This window comes from Nocardiopsis listeri NBRC 13360 (assembly GCF_001570765.1).
Taxonomy (GTDB): Bacteria; Actinomycetota; Actinomycetes; order Streptosporangiales; family Streptosporangiaceae; genus Nocardiopsis; species Nocardiopsis listeri.
Map to the genome: position 1 here is coordinate 47,954 of NZ_BCSH01000040.1, position 14,190 is coordinate 62,143.

General features: G+C 71.4%; 14 protein-coding genes. 5 read left to right on the forward strand and 9 right to left on the reverse strand.

Going from position 1 to position 14,190, the window contains the following annotated elements:
- Nucleotides 1–37: 37 nt before the first annotated feature.
- The gene (locus NLI01S_RS13355; RefSeq protein WP_223809232.1) at nt 38–2,602 is read right to left on the reverse strand and encodes a M14 family zinc carboxypeptidase; all 2,565 of its coding nucleotides are present in this window, start codon (nt 2,600–2,602) and stop codon (nt 38–40) included.
- A gap of 130 nt (nt 2,603–2,732) precedes the next feature.
- Here NLI01S_RS13355 and NLI01S_RS13360 point away from each other — a divergent pair, with 130 nt between their 5' ends.
- The 5 genes from NLI01S_RS13360 to NLI01S_RS13380 all read left to right on the forward strand — a co-directional run bounded on the left by NLI01S_RS13360 (nt 2,733) and on the right by NLI01S_RS13380 (nt 6,727).
- Nucleotides 2,733–3,248, forward strand: coding sequence for a pyridoxamine 5'-phosphate oxidase family protein (locus NLI01S_RS13360; protein ID WP_223809233.1), 516 nt, complete (start codon nt 2,733–2,735; stop codon nt 3,246–3,248).
- Between the two features lie 105 nt (nt 3,249–3,353).
- Nucleotides 3,354–3,563 carry a hypothetical protein gene (locus tag NLI01S_RS13365; protein ID WP_067604215.1) on the forward strand — a complete coding sequence of 70 codons (210 nt, stop codon included), beginning with the start codon at nt 3,354–3,356 and terminating at the stop codon, nt 3,561–3,563.
- An 88-nt stretch (nt 3,564–3,651) separates the two neighbouring features.
- Nucleotides 3,652–4,044, forward strand: coding sequence for a VOC family protein (locus NLI01S_RS13370; RefSeq protein ID WP_067604217.1), 393 nt, complete (start codon nt 3,652–3,654; stop codon nt 4,042–4,044).
- 292 nt (nt 4,045–4,336) lie between these two features.
- Nucleotides 4,337–5,587, forward strand: coding sequence for an AI-2E family transporter (locus tag NLI01S_RS13375; protein WP_067604219.1), 1,251 nt, complete (start codon nt 4,337–4,339; stop codon nt 5,585–5,587).
- A gap of 42 nt (nt 5,588–5,629) precedes the next feature.
- A complete protein-coding gene (locus NLI01S_RS13380; protein WP_067604221.1) occupies nt 5,630–6,727 on the forward strand; it encodes a M20 family metallopeptidase in 1,098 nt (365 codons plus the stop codon).
- Between the two features lie 18 nt (nt 6,728–6,745).
- Here the strand turns inward: NLI01S_RS13380 and NLI01S_RS13385 are convergent, their stop codons facing one another.
- The 8 genes from NLI01S_RS13385 to NLI01S_RS13420 are packed head-to-tail and all read right to left on the reverse strand — an operon-like array spanning nt 6,746 to nt 14,181.
- Nucleotides 6,746–7,342, reverse strand: coding sequence for a bifunctional 4-hydroxy-2-oxoglutarate aldolase/2-dehydro-3-deoxy-phosphogluconate aldolase (locus NLI01S_RS13385; RefSeq protein ID WP_067604223.1), 597 nt, complete (start codon nt 7,340–7,342; stop codon nt 6,746–6,748).
- On the reverse strand, nt 7,335–8,315 hold the full coding sequence (locus NLI01S_RS13390) for a sugar kinase (protein WP_084392571.1): 981 nt from the start codon (nt 8,313–8,315) through the stop codon (nt 7,335–7,337). Before NLI01S_RS13390 ends, NLI01S_RS13385 begins: the two co-directional genes overlap by 8 nt.
- On the reverse strand, nt 8,312–9,172 hold the full coding sequence (locus NLI01S_RS13395) for an SMP-30/gluconolactonase/LRE family protein (RefSeq protein WP_067604225.1): 861 nt from the start codon (nt 9,170–9,172) through the stop codon (nt 8,312–8,314). The genes NLI01S_RS13390 and NLI01S_RS13395 overlap by 4 nt, the downstream gene beginning before the upstream one ends.
- Nucleotides 9,173–9,188: 16 nt before the next feature.
- Entirely contained in the window at nt 9,189–10,334 is a 1,146-nt protein-coding gene (dgoD, locus tag NLI01S_RS13400; RefSeq protein ID WP_067604227.1) for a galactonate dehydratase, read from the reverse strand.
- Nucleotides 10,331–11,062, reverse strand: coding sequence for a FadR/GntR family transcriptional regulator (locus NLI01S_RS13405; RefSeq protein WP_067604230.1), 732 nt, complete (start codon nt 11,060–11,062; stop codon nt 10,331–10,333). Before NLI01S_RS13405 ends, dgoD begins: the two co-directional genes overlap by 4 nt.
- A 25-nt stretch (nt 11,063–11,087) precedes the next feature.
- A complete protein-coding gene (locus NLI01S_RS13410) occupies nt 11,088–11,843 on the reverse strand; it encodes an SDR family NAD(P)-dependent oxidoreductase (protein ID WP_067604232.1) in 756 nt (251 codons plus the stop codon).
- 41 nt (nt 11,844–11,884) lie between these two features.
- On the reverse strand, nt 11,885–13,096 hold the full coding sequence (locus tag NLI01S_RS13415) for a hypothetical protein (protein WP_067604234.1): 1,212 nt from the start codon (nt 13,094–13,096) through the stop codon (nt 11,885–11,887).
- Nucleotides 13,093–14,181 carry a zinc-dependent alcohol dehydrogenase family protein gene (locus NLI01S_RS13420; protein WP_067604236.1) on the reverse strand — a complete coding sequence of 363 codons (1,089 nt, stop codon included), beginning with the start codon at nt 14,179–14,181 and terminating at the stop codon, nt 13,093–13,095. The genes NLI01S_RS13415 and NLI01S_RS13420 overlap by 4 nt, the downstream gene beginning before the upstream one ends.
- Nucleotides 14,182–14,190: the final 9 nt, after the last annotated feature.

Here is a 14,190-nt window from a genome sequence, read left to right on the forward strand (position 1 = left end):
CGACACCACCCCGGGGCGCACCCCTTCGTGCCGGGGATCAGGCGGCGCCGTCGACGGCGGCCGACCAGTGCAGGGCCTGACCGACCTGCCCGAACAGGCCCTTGGGGTGGTTACGGAACAGTGGTTCGGTACCGAACAGCACCACCGCGGCGCCGGTCTCGGTGACCCCGCTGACCACGGACGCCTGTCCGGCCGCGTCCTGTTGACCACCCGTGCCATCGGTTCCGGATCGCCAGTGCCCGGCCACCAGGGGACTCTCGGCCGCGTAGGACTGCTCGACCCGCACGCCGTCGCCCAGGTCGGTGAACCAGCCGGGCGAGTACACGAACCCGTACCCGCCGGTCCCGCCCAGGACCCCGTCGCCCTCGTCCACACGCACCACGCCGTTGGCGTCGGAGCGGCCCGCCTCACGAGTGGCGTCCAACAGGTCGGCCGCCTCGTTGAACCGGGCCCCGGTCGCGCCGCGCGCCACGACCCCACCCCGTTCCAGGAACGTGTCCAGGCCGGCCCTCGCTTCCTCGTCCAGGTCGCCGTGGACCAGACCACCGGCCACGTACAGCACGTCGATGTCGGACCAGTCGAACCCGTCGTTGAGCACGGCGGTGGACACCGTGGTCACGTCGAAACCCAACTCGCCCAGGGTGAAGACCTCGTCGGCGGCCCCGGCCACGGCCACCCGAACCGGCCCCAGAACGGGACCGTCCGGTGCGGTGTCGGCGGCGGTGAACACCGCTCCGTGGCGTTCGGCGACCTCGGCCACCGTGTCCGCGGCACCGGCCGGCACCCACACCGTTCCCCGACCTGCCTGAACCGGCTCCATTCCGGCCTCGACCAGGTCGTTGAGCGCGGCGACGTCCGCGGCGTCGTCCAGCCGCAGGTTCCAGTCGCCCTCGCCCTCGACCCTCCCGGTGGGATCGGCGACCGCCACGGCGGTGCCGGTGGGCGGCTCGGACTCGACGGCGGTCACGGTGGCGCCCCACAGGCGCCCGTGGCTCCACCCGGAGATGTCGTACATCGCGTCCACGTCGTCGCTGATGTCGCGTCCGTCCTCCAGCAGGACGTTGGCCATGCCGCGTTTGGGCTGGTGCATGTCCACCACGTAGGACCCGGCCGGGTAGGTGGTGCCCTCCAGCTCGAACCCCTCGTCGGCGCGTTGGACACGCACGTCGTTGGCGACGAGGAAGTCGACCAGGCGTGCGGCGGCCGGCGCGGACCGCTGTTCCTCCCCGGCGGGGATCACGTAACCGCGTGGGAAGTCGGTGGTGTACACGTCCTCGGGGCCGAAGCCCGGCACCCAATCCTGGGGCGGGACGACCTGTTCCTCTCCGTTGGCCCCGCGACGGAACACCTCGATCTGGTCACCGACCAGCTCTTCGTGGTTGTCCTGGGCGTAGTCCAGGGTGGCCTCGATCGTGGCGGCGGAGATGTCGGTGTTGATGGCGCTGCGCCGCCGCAGTTCCTCCTCCGGCAGGTCGTAGTCGGCGTTGTTGACCCGCATCGGAAACTCGATGGTGGCCGCGGCGACCGCGCCCTGGTAGGGGGCGTACATCGGGGTGAAGATGGGCGGCCAGTCGTCCCAGCCGTCCTCTTGGTCCCGGAAGGGGATCTGCGGTGGTTCCACCCCGTCGTCCTCGGGGGTGTACCCCAGGTCGAGGACGGCCTGTTCCATCTCGATGGCGTTCGCGTAGGTGTTCTTGATGAACAGGTCGTACTCGTAGTTCTGGCCGTGCGGCGGCGTGGTGGGTTCGATGAGGGTGCCGTTGACGTACCCGTGTTGGTCGATCATCACCACCGGCCGGGTGTCGATCATGACCTGGCGGATCGCGGCCGACTCCGGTTGGGAGACGGTGACGAAGTCACGGTTGAGGTCGAACCCGGCGCTGTTGGCGCGGGTGCCCGCCACCCGACCGTCCGGGTTGGCGGTGACGGTGAAGTACAGACGTGAGGACTCCAGCAGCTCCTCGGTCCGTTCATCCTCGGCGGTGGCCAGCTCCTCGATGACGCGCAGCGAGGCGTCGGTGCCCTCCCATTCATCGCCGTGGATGTTGGCGTTGACGTGGACCGGTGTCTTGTACCGGTCGATCAGGGTGTGGTCGCGGGCGGCCCGATCGGGGTCCTCGGAGATCAGCTCGCGCATGCGCCGCTGATGGCGGGCCTCGGCGCGCGTCTCGGGTTCGGTGACGGTGACCAGGTACAGGTCGCGTCCCTGCACGGACTCACCGATGATCTCGGCGCTGACCCGGTCGGAGGTCTCCTGTAGATCGTTGAGCGTCGGCGCGATGTCGTGGAAGGGGGCCAGCCCGAGTTTGACGGAGTGGTCGTCGGGGTCCTCGGGCGGGACGGGAAGCTCGTTCTGACGTGGGTAGGCGGCGTCCGCCTCGACCCCGGGCGCGGGCTCGGCCAACGGTTCGACGGTCAGGGACTCCGCGCCGGCGGCGACCTCGTCGCGTTCGGGGCCGTTGGCGTCGTCGCGAGGTTCGGCGAGGGCGGGTGTGGGTGCGGCCATCAGGCAGAGGGCCGCGAACGCGGCCGTGGCTCCGGCGAGTGCTACGGGGCGTGCGGTGCGGCTATGGTCCGGACTCGGATCGGGGGGATTGTGCACGAGGCTCCTCCTGTGGTCTTCGACGTTCCTACCTGTCCGGTGGGACGGCCACAAGACGGCCAGGGTCGTTTTTCCCTGTCCACCCGCGACCTCTGCCGGAATGTCGGTGCCCCCGTTTAGGGTGCGCACCATGGACGAGCGCCTTCTCACCGGTACCGAAGCGCTGATCGACGCTCCTTCGGCCGACTGGACCGCGGTGTCGCGGGAGTTGTCGGAGACGGCCGGGACCTACTGGCTGACCGCCACTCGCGCCGGCTCCACTCCGCACACGCGGCCGTTGCTCACGGTGTGGTCGCGCGGGCTGCCCCACTTCGCGTGCGGGCCGGGCAGCGCGAAGGCGCGGTTGCTGACCGAGGGGGCATCGGTGAGCCTGGCCGTGTCCACCTGCCGTTGGGACGTGGTGGTGGAGGGCTCGGTGGAACGGGTGCGCGATCCCGAGAGAGTGCGCGTTGTCGCCGAGACCTACCCGGTGGTCTACGGGTGGGCCCCGCTACCCGAGGGAGACCTACTGGTCGGCCCGGACGGCGCACCCTCCGCCGGTCCCCCGCCTTACGCGGTGTACGCGGTACGGCCGAGCACCGTGTACGCCTTCCCCACCGACGCCGCCGACCACGGCCCCACCCGCTGGCGATTCGAGCGCCCATGACCACGGGGACGCGCTCGTAGGTGAGGATCGGGGATCGCGGGGTAGGTCTTCCCAAGAAATTCGAGACCCCGACGATCGCAACGGCTCCACCCCCGGGAGGCATTAGTGCGCATCAGTATCGTTCTCTCCGTCCTCGTCGTGCTGTGGTTGGTGATCGGTCTGGTAGCGGCCTTCCAACGCGGCTACTTCAGTCCGGCGGACACCAACTGTTCGACGCTGGGCAGCACCGTGGTGACCGTCTTCGTCGGTCCGCTCAACTACTTCGGGGTCAACCCGACCGTCGAGTGCCCGACGGTCCCCCAGCCCTCGGAGTGAGCGGCGGCTCCGGGGCGGTTTCGCGACCGGGGGCACGAAACGGAGTGCCGTTTGGGCCCGTGCTTCCGTAACGGGCAGGATGTCGGGTATGGATGTTCTCAGCAGCCGCGTGATGATCCACCCCACCGATCCGACGCGTAGCCGTTCCTTCTACCGTGACGTGCTCGAACTCGGCGTGCACCGCGAGTTCGGGCCGCCCGACGCGCCAGGAACCGTGTTCTTCCTCGGCAACGGCCTGTTGGAGGTGTCCGGGCACGCCGAATCCTCCGGGGTGCCGTCGATGTCACTGTGGTTGCAGGTGCGCGACGTGCGCGCCGAGTACGCCCGAGTGACCGCTCTGGGCGCCCGGGGGCTGCGTCCCCCGCAGAAGGAGTTCTGGGGGTTGGTCGAGGCGTGGGTCGCCGACCCGGACGGGGTGCGCATCGTCCTGGTGCAGGTTCCGGACGACCACCCGTTGCGCCGGGACCAGCGCGAGTTCTGACCACCGGACGAGCCTGGCTCTCGCCCGCCCGATCCGTCGCCATCACGCGCCCAATGACCCCGCCGACTCCCACGGCGGGGTCTTCTTCGTTCGCGTCGTCTCCTCATAGCGCCGGCCCCGATGCGGCGAGGGGCACCACTTCACGACGACACGCCGGATCACGCTCCGGCACCGGTCCACTCGGCCCGGGCAGACTCTTGACCATCCCGTGCCATCCCCAACGGCTCGGGCGACCTCTCCTCTCCCCCCGTATCCCCACGGAAGACGACACCACCGAGAGAACGGAGTCCATGTGCGATCCGAGTGGCCGGGAGTAGGTGCACTTGTCAACAGGTGGAACGCGGTCCGCCGGGCCCGTGCCGAACAAGACCGGCGACGGGAGGACGACCGAGCGGAGAACCTCCCCGTCGACGAGGCCACCGGGGCACAGGAGGAGGCCGGCGCCGGTGACCTCCTACGGAACATCAGCGACACGTGCTGGCGGCTGTTGATCATCGGCGTGGTCGCCGGCCTGCTGGTCTACGGGCTGGTCCACCTGTCCGTGGTCACGCTTCCGGTGATCATCGCGGTGTTCCTGACCGCGTTGCTGATGCCGCTGGCCAACCGGCTGCGTCGGCCCAACATGATCCGACGCGCGGGGTTCGGCCGGGGCTCGTCCACGACCATCACCCTGCTCGTGGCGTTGATCGTCTACAGCGTGGCCGTCACCCTGATCGTGACGCCCGCGGTCGCCGGCTTCGGTGGCCTGGTGGAGAGCGTCAACCAGGCCATCACCCGGATCGGGTCGATTCAGCTGCCGTTCGGGCTCGATCCGGCCCTGCTCACCGAGGCCATCGACAACGCCTGGAACCAGGCCAGGTCCCTGATCTCGAACAACTCCGACCAGATCCTCAGTGGCGCGTGGACGGCGACCACCGCCGTGTCCCGGATCGTGCTCGGAATCGTGCTGATCCTCGTCCTGACGATCTACTTCCTGCACTCGGGCGACAAGCTCATGGAGTGGATCGCGCGGCTGCTGCCGCCCCGTTCTCGCCCGATCCTGCACCGCTCCTCCCGAGTGACCTGGGACGTCATGGGTCACTACGTTCGGGGCGTGGCGCTGGTGGGCCTGTTCGACGCGGTGGGCGTCGGTATCGCGCTGCTCCTGCTGATCGACACCGGCCTGGCGGTCCCTCTGATCGTCCTCACCTTCGTCGGGGCGTTCCTGCCGGTCGTCGGCGCGTTCGTGAGCGGTCTTCTGGCCGTTCTGGTGGCCCTGGTGACCGAGGGCTGGATCGTGGCGCTGATCATCCTCGGCGTCGTGCTGCTGGTGCAGCAGTTGGAGAGCAACGTTTTCGCGCCGCGCGTCTACGGCCGATCCCTGGACCTGCCCTCCGCCGTGGTGTTGATCGCGCTCACCGTCGGCGGTTTCCTCGGCGGCATCGCGGGGTTGTTCCTGGCCACCCCGATCGCCGCGGTGCTGGCGGCGCTGCTGCGCGAACGCCCGGGGAGCGGGCCGGACACCGCGCCCCTCTCCGAGCCGGACGGTACACCTACGCCCTAGTACACCGAGGTGGCTCCGGTGCCGGGCCCGTAACCTGACTCCATGATCAAGCGCGAAGATACCGACCTCGACGTCGACGCCATGCTCCAAGACCTGCGGACGCTCGTGGAGGTCGAGTCCCCTTCTCGGGACCTCGCCGCTCTGCGAAGGTCGGCCGAGGCGGTGGCCGCGCTGGTCGAGCACCGCATGGGCGGGCGCGCCACCCTCGTGGACGGGCCGGCCGGGACGCACGTGCGCTGGTCGGGCGGGGGTACGCCCCGGGTCCTGGTGCTCGGCCACCACGACACGGTCTTCCCCTTGGGCACCCTGGAGCACCGCCCGTTCCGGGTGGAGGGCGGTCACGCCACGGGCCCTGGTGTCTACGACATGCTGGGCGGCCTGGTGCAGGCGATCCACGGTCTGGCCACGTTGGAGGATCCCTCCGGGGTGGAGCTGTTGGTGACCGCCGACGAGGAGGTCGGCTCGCATTACTCGCGGGCGCTCATCGAGGAGCGGGCGCGGGCGTGCGACGCGGTGCTGGTGTTCGAGGGCGCCACCGCGGACGGGCACCTGAAGGTCGCCCGTAAGGGCTGCGGGACGTTCGAGGTGGCGGTGCGCGGCGTGGCCTCACACGCCGGGTTGGAACCCGAGGCGGGCGTGAACGCGCTGGTGGAGGCCGCCCACCAGGTTCTGGCGATCGCCGCGTTGGATCGCCCAGAGGTGGGCACGACAGTGACGCCGACCGTGGCCGCGGCGGGGACCACCGACAACGTGGTGCCGGCGGAGGCCACGATCGTGGTGGACGTGCGTGTGCCCTCCGCGGCGGAGAAGGACCGGGTGGAGACGGCGTTCGCGAATCTGAGCCCGGTCCTGGCGGGCGCGGAGCTCACGGTGACGGGTTCGGTGAACCGGCCGCCGATGCCGCCGGAGGGGGCGGCGGAGCTGCTGGCGAAGGCCCGGTGGTCGCTGCCGGGAATCGAGGGTGTAGCGGTGGGCGGTGGCAGCGACGGCAACTTCACCGCGGCGTCGGGCGTGCCCACGTTGGACGGGTTGGGCGCGGTCGGAGGCGGCGCGCACGCCGACCACGAGTACCTGGTGGTGGACTCCATGGTCGAGCGCGCGCGGCTGGCCGCCGACCTGGTGAGGGCGATCCGCACCTGACCCACGAAGTCGCCGGGGTCAGAGGAGTTCGGCGAGGAGGGGGATCTGGTCGGGGTCGGCCAGTGCCGAGCCGACCGCCACCATCCGTGCCCCCGCGTCGAAGTACTCTCGCGCGTTGTGGGCGTCCATGCCGCCGGTGGCGACGATCCGCACGTCGGGGAAGGGCCCGCGCATGGCACGGAACCACTCCGTGCCCAGGGCCGTGGCGGGGAAGGCCTTCACCCAGTGTCCGCCCGCCTTCAGCACGCCCTGGATGTCGCTCGGAGTGGCCACTCCGGGCAGGTGGGGCAGGCCCGCGGCCTCCGATGCGGCCATCACCTGGGCGTCGAAGCCCGGGGCTACGGTGAAGGCGGCGCCGGCCAGGGCCACGGCTCGGACCTGCTCGGTGCAGATCACGGTGCCCGCGCCGACGGGGTGGCCGCGTTCGGCCCCGGCCCGAGCGGTCGCTCGCAACGCCTCCAGGCCCGCTTCGTCCCGGGCGGGTACCTCGATCGCGGTGACACCCAGTTCCCAGGCACGTTCGGCCAACGCGACGGTGGTGTCGACGGGCATGCCGCGCAGGATCGCCAGCACGCTGTGTCCGGTGAACAGGCCGTCCAGACCCTCGTCACTCATGGTCGTCTCCTCTCATCGCGGCCATCGCCGCGGAGGCTCGGTCGATCCACCGCTCGTCGGGGACCGACAACAGTTCGTCCAGCTGTTCCGCAGGGGGTGGGGCGGCGAGGTCGCCGGTCACCCGTAGGACACGCCCCGCGCACAGGTGCCCCAGTCGTAGGCGTCCCGTGGCGTCCAGGTCGCGCAGTTCGCCGGCCAGGTACCCGGCGGCGAACGCGTCTCCGGCGCCCACCGGTTCGACGACCTCCACCGCCGGTGCGGGTACGTGGCGTTCCGTGTCACCGTCGAACTCGGTGGCCCCGTGTTCGGCGTCCTTGACCACCAGACGATCCACCTCGGGCAGGAGTGAGCGCACCTCGCGGGCCGTGGTGGTACCCCACAGTTCCTCCGCCTCGTCCCTGCCGACGAAGACGAGGTCGGCGCGCCGGGCCAGTTCCAGCAGACGAGTGGCCGCCCGCCCGGGGCTCCACAGCCGGGGCCGGTGGTTGACGTCGAAGCCCACCCTCAGCTCGGGGTCGGTGAGCAGGCGCTCGGCGAGGGCGTCGCACTCGGGTGAAAGGGCCGGGGTGATACCCGATAGGTGCACCGTCTCGGCCGCCCGGACATGGGGGTGATCGGCGATGTGGGGCCCGAGCGCCGAGGCCGCCGATCCCGCCCGGTAGTAGTGGACCGTGCTCCCCGAGGGCGAGGGGTCCTTGGCGATCAGACCCGTGGGGCGGTCGGGGTCGACGCGGACGCCGGACACGTCCACGCCCCGACGTCCCACGCTCCGCGTGACCACCCGTCCGAAGGGGTCGTCGCCCACGGCACTCAGCCAGGCGGAGCGGTGGCCCAGCGCCGCCAGTCCGCAGGCGACGTTGGACTCGGCGCCGGCGACGCCCATCACCAGGTTCGATGTCCGGTCCAAGGGGAGCGGTTCGGTCGCGGTGAGCAGCAGCATGGTCTCACCGACACAGGTCACTCGGGGCGTCACGGGTTCCCTCCGAAGTACCGGACCGGCGGGGCGCCGACCTCCACGGGGACTGCGAAGAGCGCACCGTCGAAGGGACCGGGGTCGCGCAGGCCCACCGTGGCGGAGGTGACGAAGAGCCGGGGTCGCGGCCCGTCCACGACGCACACGCTCGTGGGTTGGGCGGCGGGTAGGGCGACCACGCGTTCCAGGCTCCCGTCCGGGTCGTAGCGGTGCACCCGCCCGGCTCCCCAGAGCGCGACCCACAGGTGTCCTTCCGAGTCGACCTGCATCCCGTCGGGGTCGCCTTCGTCGACGCGGACGAAGACGGACGGGTTCGTGGGTTCCCCGGTCGCGGAGACCTCGTAGGTGTCGATCCTGCCCGCGGCGCTGTCGGCGAGGTACATGCGGGAGCCGTCGGCGGTGAAGGCCGGCCCGTTGGGGACCGTGTAGCCCTCCAGGACCCGGACGACCCCGCCGGCGGGGTCGGCGCGGTAGAGCGCACCGGCGCCGGGTGTGCCGTCATAGGCCATCGATCCGGCCCAGAATCTCCCCTGGGGATCGCAGCAGCCGTCGTTCATCCTCATCGGTGTGGCCGCCTCGTCCTCGGGTCTGGCCAGCCACCGGGGTCGGGCGTCCTCGGCGAGCAGCGCCACCCCGGTGCCCGCGGCCGCGACGTAGGTTCCCGGCCGGTCCCGTACGGGGGCGACCGCGCCCAAGGGCGCGTTCAGGTCGACGAGCACCTGGGCCGGTCCGGGCAGACCGGGGTCGAGCCGCAGGAGCCTGCCGGTGAGGATGTCCACCATGAGCAGGTCCGGGCCGTGAAGGCGCAGGCCCTCCCCGAGTTCGAAGCGGTCCGTGCTCCACGGTTCGTGTCGCATATGCGTCATCTCCTCCTCACCATTCCGCGAAGGATCCGTCGTCGTGGGTCCACAGTGGGGGACGCCAACGGTGGCCCTTCCGATCCGCCCTTCGGACGGCGTCCTCGTCCACTTCCACGCCCAGCCCCGGGGTGTCGGTCCTGTGGATGTGCCCGTCGGGGAAGTCGAAGACGTCGGTGTCCAGGACGTAGTCGAGCAGTTCGGCGTCCCTGTTGTAGTGGATGCCGATGCTCTGTTCCTGGATGAGGAAGTTGGGGGTGGCGAAGGCGATCTGGAGGCTCGCCGCCAGGGCCAGGGGGCCGAGCGGGCAGTGCGGTGCCAGGAGGACGTCGTAGGTCTCGGCCAGGGAGGCGATCCTGCGCACCTCGGAGATCCCTCCCGCGTGGGACAGGTCGGGTTGGGCGACCGCGATGCCGGCCTGGAGGGCGGGGAGGAAGTCGCTGCGGCCGAACAGGCGCTCTCCCGTGGCGATGGGCACCGGGCTGCACCGTACGACGTCGCCCAGCAGGTGCCCGTACTCGGGCAGCACGGGTTCCTCCACGAACATGGGACGCAGGGGTTCCAGCAGGGGCAGGACCCGGCGTGCGGTGGCCGCGTTGAAGCGGCCGTGGAAGTCCACGGCCACGTCCCGGTCCGGGCCCAGTACCTCGCGCACCCCGGCCAGCCGTTCCACGACGTCGTCGAGCTCGCGGACGGTGGCCGAGCGTCCCATCACCCCCGAGGCGTTCATCTTCACGGCGGTCAGACCGGACTCCACGCGCGCGGCGACCGAGTCCGCCAACTCCGCCGGGTCGTCGCCGCCGACCCAGCCGTACACGCGCACCTTGTCTCGGACGGGGCCGCCGAGGAGTCGGTGCACGGGAACGCCCAGGGTCTTGCCCGCGATGTCCCACAACGCCTGGTCGAGCCCCGCGACCGCGCTGGAGAGCACCGGGCCGCCCCGGTAGAAGGCGGCCTTGGTGAGTCGCTGCCAGTGGTACTCGATGGGGGCGGGGTCCTGGCCCAGGAGGAGTTCGGACAGCTCCTCCACCGCGGCCCGCACGGTCTCGGCCCGGCCCTCCACCACGGGCTCGCCCCAGCCGACGATCCCGGCGTCGGTCTCCACCCGGCACATCAGCCACCGGGGCGGCACCAGGAAGGTCTCGATACGGGTGATTCTCACTGTGGTCTCTCCAGTCGGTCTTCGGTCGCGTCGTACTCGGTGACGCGAAGCTGGTCCGCCCTGGCCTGGGCCAGCAGGGAACGCATGGCGGACTCGGCCGCGAGGGGGTCGCCGGCGACGACCGCCTCGGTGACCGCGCCGTGGCTGGGCACCGGGTCGCCGTGGTCGCCCCCGTGGACCAGGCGGTCGCGTTCGGACAGCCCCGCGGCGAAGAAGACGTCCGTGCGGGTGAACAGTTCGTTGTGCGTGGCGTCCAGCAGGGCCCTGTGCCAGCGCAGGTCGGCCCGTACGGCCGCTTCGGCCGGCCCCTCGACCGAGGCCGCTATGTCGGCGAGCGCGGCGCGCAGCTCGACGACGTCGGCGTCCTCACGGCGCCCGGCCGCCAGCCTGGCGGCGGCCGGTTCCAAGGCGTCACGCAGTTCGGCCAGTTCCTGGAAGAAGACGTCGCCCGCCCCGGCGGCGATCCGCCACCGGACCACGTCGGGGTCGAGCAGGTTCCAATCCCCTCGCGGACGCACGAACGTCCCCTTCTTCTGCCGTGAGCCCACCAGGCCCTTGGCCGCCAGCACCTTGATCGCCTCGCGGAGAGCGGTCAGGCTCAGGTCGAGTTCCTCGCTGAGGGCGACCAGGTCGATCGTCTCCCCCTCACCGAACCCGCCGGAGAGCAGTCGCTCACCCAACAACCGCACCGTCTGGCCGTGCACACCGCGTCCCGAATAGGCCGCCATCACTTCCTCCGCTCCAGGCGTCCGGTCACGAGGACGCCTTGTAGATACTCCACCCTCCGTCGACCGGGACACTCGCCCCGGTGACGTAGGAGGCCTCGGCGGAGGCCAGGAAGGAGATGACGGAGGCGACCTCGTCGGGGTCCCCGAAGCGACCCGCGGCGGTCTGGGCGACGCTGGCGCGACGTTCTTCCTCCCCCACGCCCTCCCAGGCGGCGGTGAGGACGGGTCCGGGCAGTACGCAGTTGACGCGCACCTTCGGTCCGTACTCGACGGCGAGTTGGCGGGTCAGGGCGGTGAGGCCGCCCTTGCCGGTGGCGTAGGCCGGTCGGCCGGGCAGCCCGAACCAGGCGTGGACCGAGGAGGTGAGGACCACGCTTCCCTCACGGGCGATCAGGTCGTCCAGGCAGGCGCGCACCCCCAGGAACGCCCCGGTGAGGTTGACGGACAGTTGGCGCTCCCAGGAGGCGAGCGAGGTCTGGTGTGCGGGTGCCTCCTCGAACGTGTAGGCGTTGGAGACGAGGACGTCCACCGGCCCGAAGGCGCTTCGGGCCTGGGCCACGACCCCGTCCCAGGAGGCCTCGTCGCTCACGTCCGCCCGTACGGCCAGCGCGCTTCCGCCCTGCGCACGGATGCGTTCGGCGGCCCCCTCCAGGCTCGGGGACAGGTCGGTCATCACCACCGCGGCCCCCTCGGCGGCGAGGTGGCGGGCGGTGGCCTCGCCGATGCCCCGTGCCGCTCCGGTGACCACCGCGGTCACTCCGTCGTGCCTGGTCTTCGTCATGTCTCTCCATGGAGTGGTCGATGTGTCGGGTTCACGGTCGGTCACGGCCGTAGCGGTGTGAACACGACATCGGTCGTGGTGTGCTCGTCGGCTCCGGGGATCGGGGCGGCCCAGCGTGTCGGCTCCCCCGGCCCGGTCCGGGCCACGACGTGCCCGGAGGCCCGGTGGACGAGGCCGCCGGAACGCAGGGCGGTGAAGGTTCCGGCCAGCCGCCCTCCCCGGGCGTCGAATCCGGTCCAGTGCGGCGGTTCGCTCCAGAAGCCGTCAGGGACCACCTCGGAGACCGGTTCGGCCCCCGTGCCGAAGCCGAACTCGATGTCCAGGGTGGTGCGTCCTCCGGGTGCGAGCTCGGTGCGCGGCCCCAGTGCCTCGACCTCGGTCACCCGGTCCACCGGGTACAGCCCGCCCAGGTGCTCCAACGGTCGCTCCACCGGCGCTTCCAACCAGACCTCGGCCCGGGATCCGGAGTCGGGGTAGTCGGCCCCCTCGTTGACCTCGAAGCGCTGGGTGAGCGTGCCCGAGGCGCCCACGTGGGCCAGCCATCCGGACGCCGTGGGGAAGCCGACCTTGCCGACGACCTCCTGTGAGGGCACCCGCATCACCCGGGGCGTGTGTTCCACCACGCGCGGGTGCCCGTTGCCGGCGACGAGCGCGACGACGTGGGGCCCCTCCCCTCGTACGCCCACGAAGACGCCACCGGCGTCCTCCCTCGTGGCGGGCGCGCCGTCGATCTGGGTCACGTTCCACAGCGCCCACCGGCGCACCGTGTCGGAGACGTTGACCGCCTCCAGCTCCAGCCGGTAGCCGGCGACTCCCGGTTCCAGGGTCAGGCGACGGCGTAGGCGCAGGCCCGACCTCGGATCGTCCCCACTGGTGAGGGTGAGCGTGACGGAGCCGTCCGGCGCGGAGGCGGTCTCGACGACGTAGTGGCCCGAGTCCAGGACGGGGTCGGGCGGACCGGCCCACTCGTCGGGGCCGTCCCACCCCTGGGGCGCGGGCCAGGTCTTGTCGCCACCGACGTTGTTCCAGGCGCTCATCGGCCCGTCGACCGGGCCGAGCACCACACCTTCCACGGGGCGCAGGTCCTCGTCCAGCAGACGGGGGTTGCGGTACAGGTGTTCGTGTCCGCGGTGGCGGACCGACAGGACGCGGCCACCCAGCCCGGGCGCCGCGACCAGCCGGACCACCCCGTTGTCGAGCACGATCAGCTCACGCGCGCCCGACCCCTCATGACGGACCTCGACGGGACTCATCCTTCCTCCCGGTTCACCAGGCACACCTTGCCCCGGCTCTCGCCCGCGGCGAGCCGGTAGGCGGTGTCGGCCTCGGTGAGGTCGAAACGATCGGAGACCACGCGCTCCGGGGACAGCCCCCACCGGACCAGGTTCACCGACAACTCGGCCATGGCCGGCAGGGAGGTCACCCAGGAGGCGTACAGGGTGAGCTGCTTGTGCAGGAGGGTGTCGGACACCTCGGTCTCCAGCGTGCCGCCCTCACCGACCAGCGAGACCCGTCCCCACTCGGCCGCGTTCTCCAGGGCCAGGGAGCGGCCCGGGCGCGAGCCCGAGCAGTCGATGACCGTCGCCGCGCCCCGGCCGGCGGTGGCCCGACCGATCGCCTCGGCCGCCTCCGCCGGTGCGGCGAGGACGTCGAAGACGTCCAGGTCGGCGGCCCACGCGCGGCGCCGCTCGTTGGGTTCCACCCCGATGACCCGGGTGGCTCCCATGCCCCGGCCGATCATGCCCGCGGCCAGGCCGACCGGTCCCAGGCCGACGACGAGCAGGTCCCCGTCGCCGTCGACCCCGATGCGTCGCAGCCCCTCATAGGCGGTGCCGAACCCGCAGGCGATGAGCGCCCCGTCCACGAAGGAGAGTTCGTCGGGCAGGGGGACGCAGGTCGATTCCTCCGCCAGCAGGTACTCGGCGTGGCCGCCGTCGCGCTGCCAGCCGTAGGAGGCCCTGTCGGCTGCCGTGCAGCTGATCATGTACCCGCGCCGGCAGTTGTCGCACAACCCGCATCCGGCGATGTGGTAGACGATGACCCGGTCGCCCGGGCCGAACCTTCGGCATCCCGGGCCGGCCTGGACGATGGTCCCCGAGGGTTCGTGTCCCGCGACGACGCCGCGGTAGGCGGGCCCGTCGACGCCCCGGTGGCCCTTGTGCTCGTGGTAGATGTAGCCGATGTCGCTGCCGCAGATACCGGAGGCCCCGACCCTCAGCAGGACCTGGCCGGGTCCGGGCTCGGGCACGGGCAGGGTCTCCACGACCGCGGTGGAGTCGCCGGGCAGGCGCACCCCGCGCATGGCCTGGGGCGGAGTGTTCGGGTCCTTCGCGTTCATGTCGGTGTT

Coding starts and splice junctions, on each gene's coding strand:
- NLI01S_RS13360 (WP_223809233.1), top strand. CDS start 2,733: ATGGACGAGCGCCTTCTCACCGGTACCGAAGCGCTGATCGACGCTCCT.
- NLI01S_RS13370 (WP_067604217.1), top strand. CDS start 3,652: ATGGATGTTCTCAGCAGCCGCGTGATGATCCACCCCACCGATCCGACG.
- NLI01S_RS13380 (WP_067604221.1), top strand. CDS start 5,630: ATGATCAAGCGCGAAGATACCGACCTCGACGTCGACGCCATGCTCCAA.
- NLI01S_RS13385 (WP_067604223.1), bottom strand. CDS start 7,342: ATGAGTGACGAGGGTCTGGACGGCCTGTTCACCGGACACAGCGTGCTG.
- NLI01S_RS13395 (WP_067604225.1), bottom strand. CDS start 9,172: ATGCGACACGAACCGTGGAGCACGGACCGCTTCGAACTCGGGGAGGGC.
- NLI01S_RS13405 (WP_067604230.1), bottom strand. CDS start 11,062: ATGGCGGCCTATTCGGGACGCGGTGTGCACGGCCAGACGGTGCGGTTG.
- NLI01S_RS13410 (WP_067604232.1), bottom strand. CDS start 11,843: ATGACGAAGACCAGGCACGACGGAGTGACCGCGGTGGTCACCGGAGCG.
- NLI01S_RS13415 (WP_067604234.1), bottom strand. CDS start 13,096: ATGAGTCCCGTCGAGGTCCGTCATGAGGGGTCGGGCGCGCGTGAGCTG.
- NLI01S_RS13420 (WP_067604236.1), bottom strand. CDS start 14,181: ATGAACGCGAAGGACCCGAACACTCCGCCCCAGGCCATGCGCGGGGTG.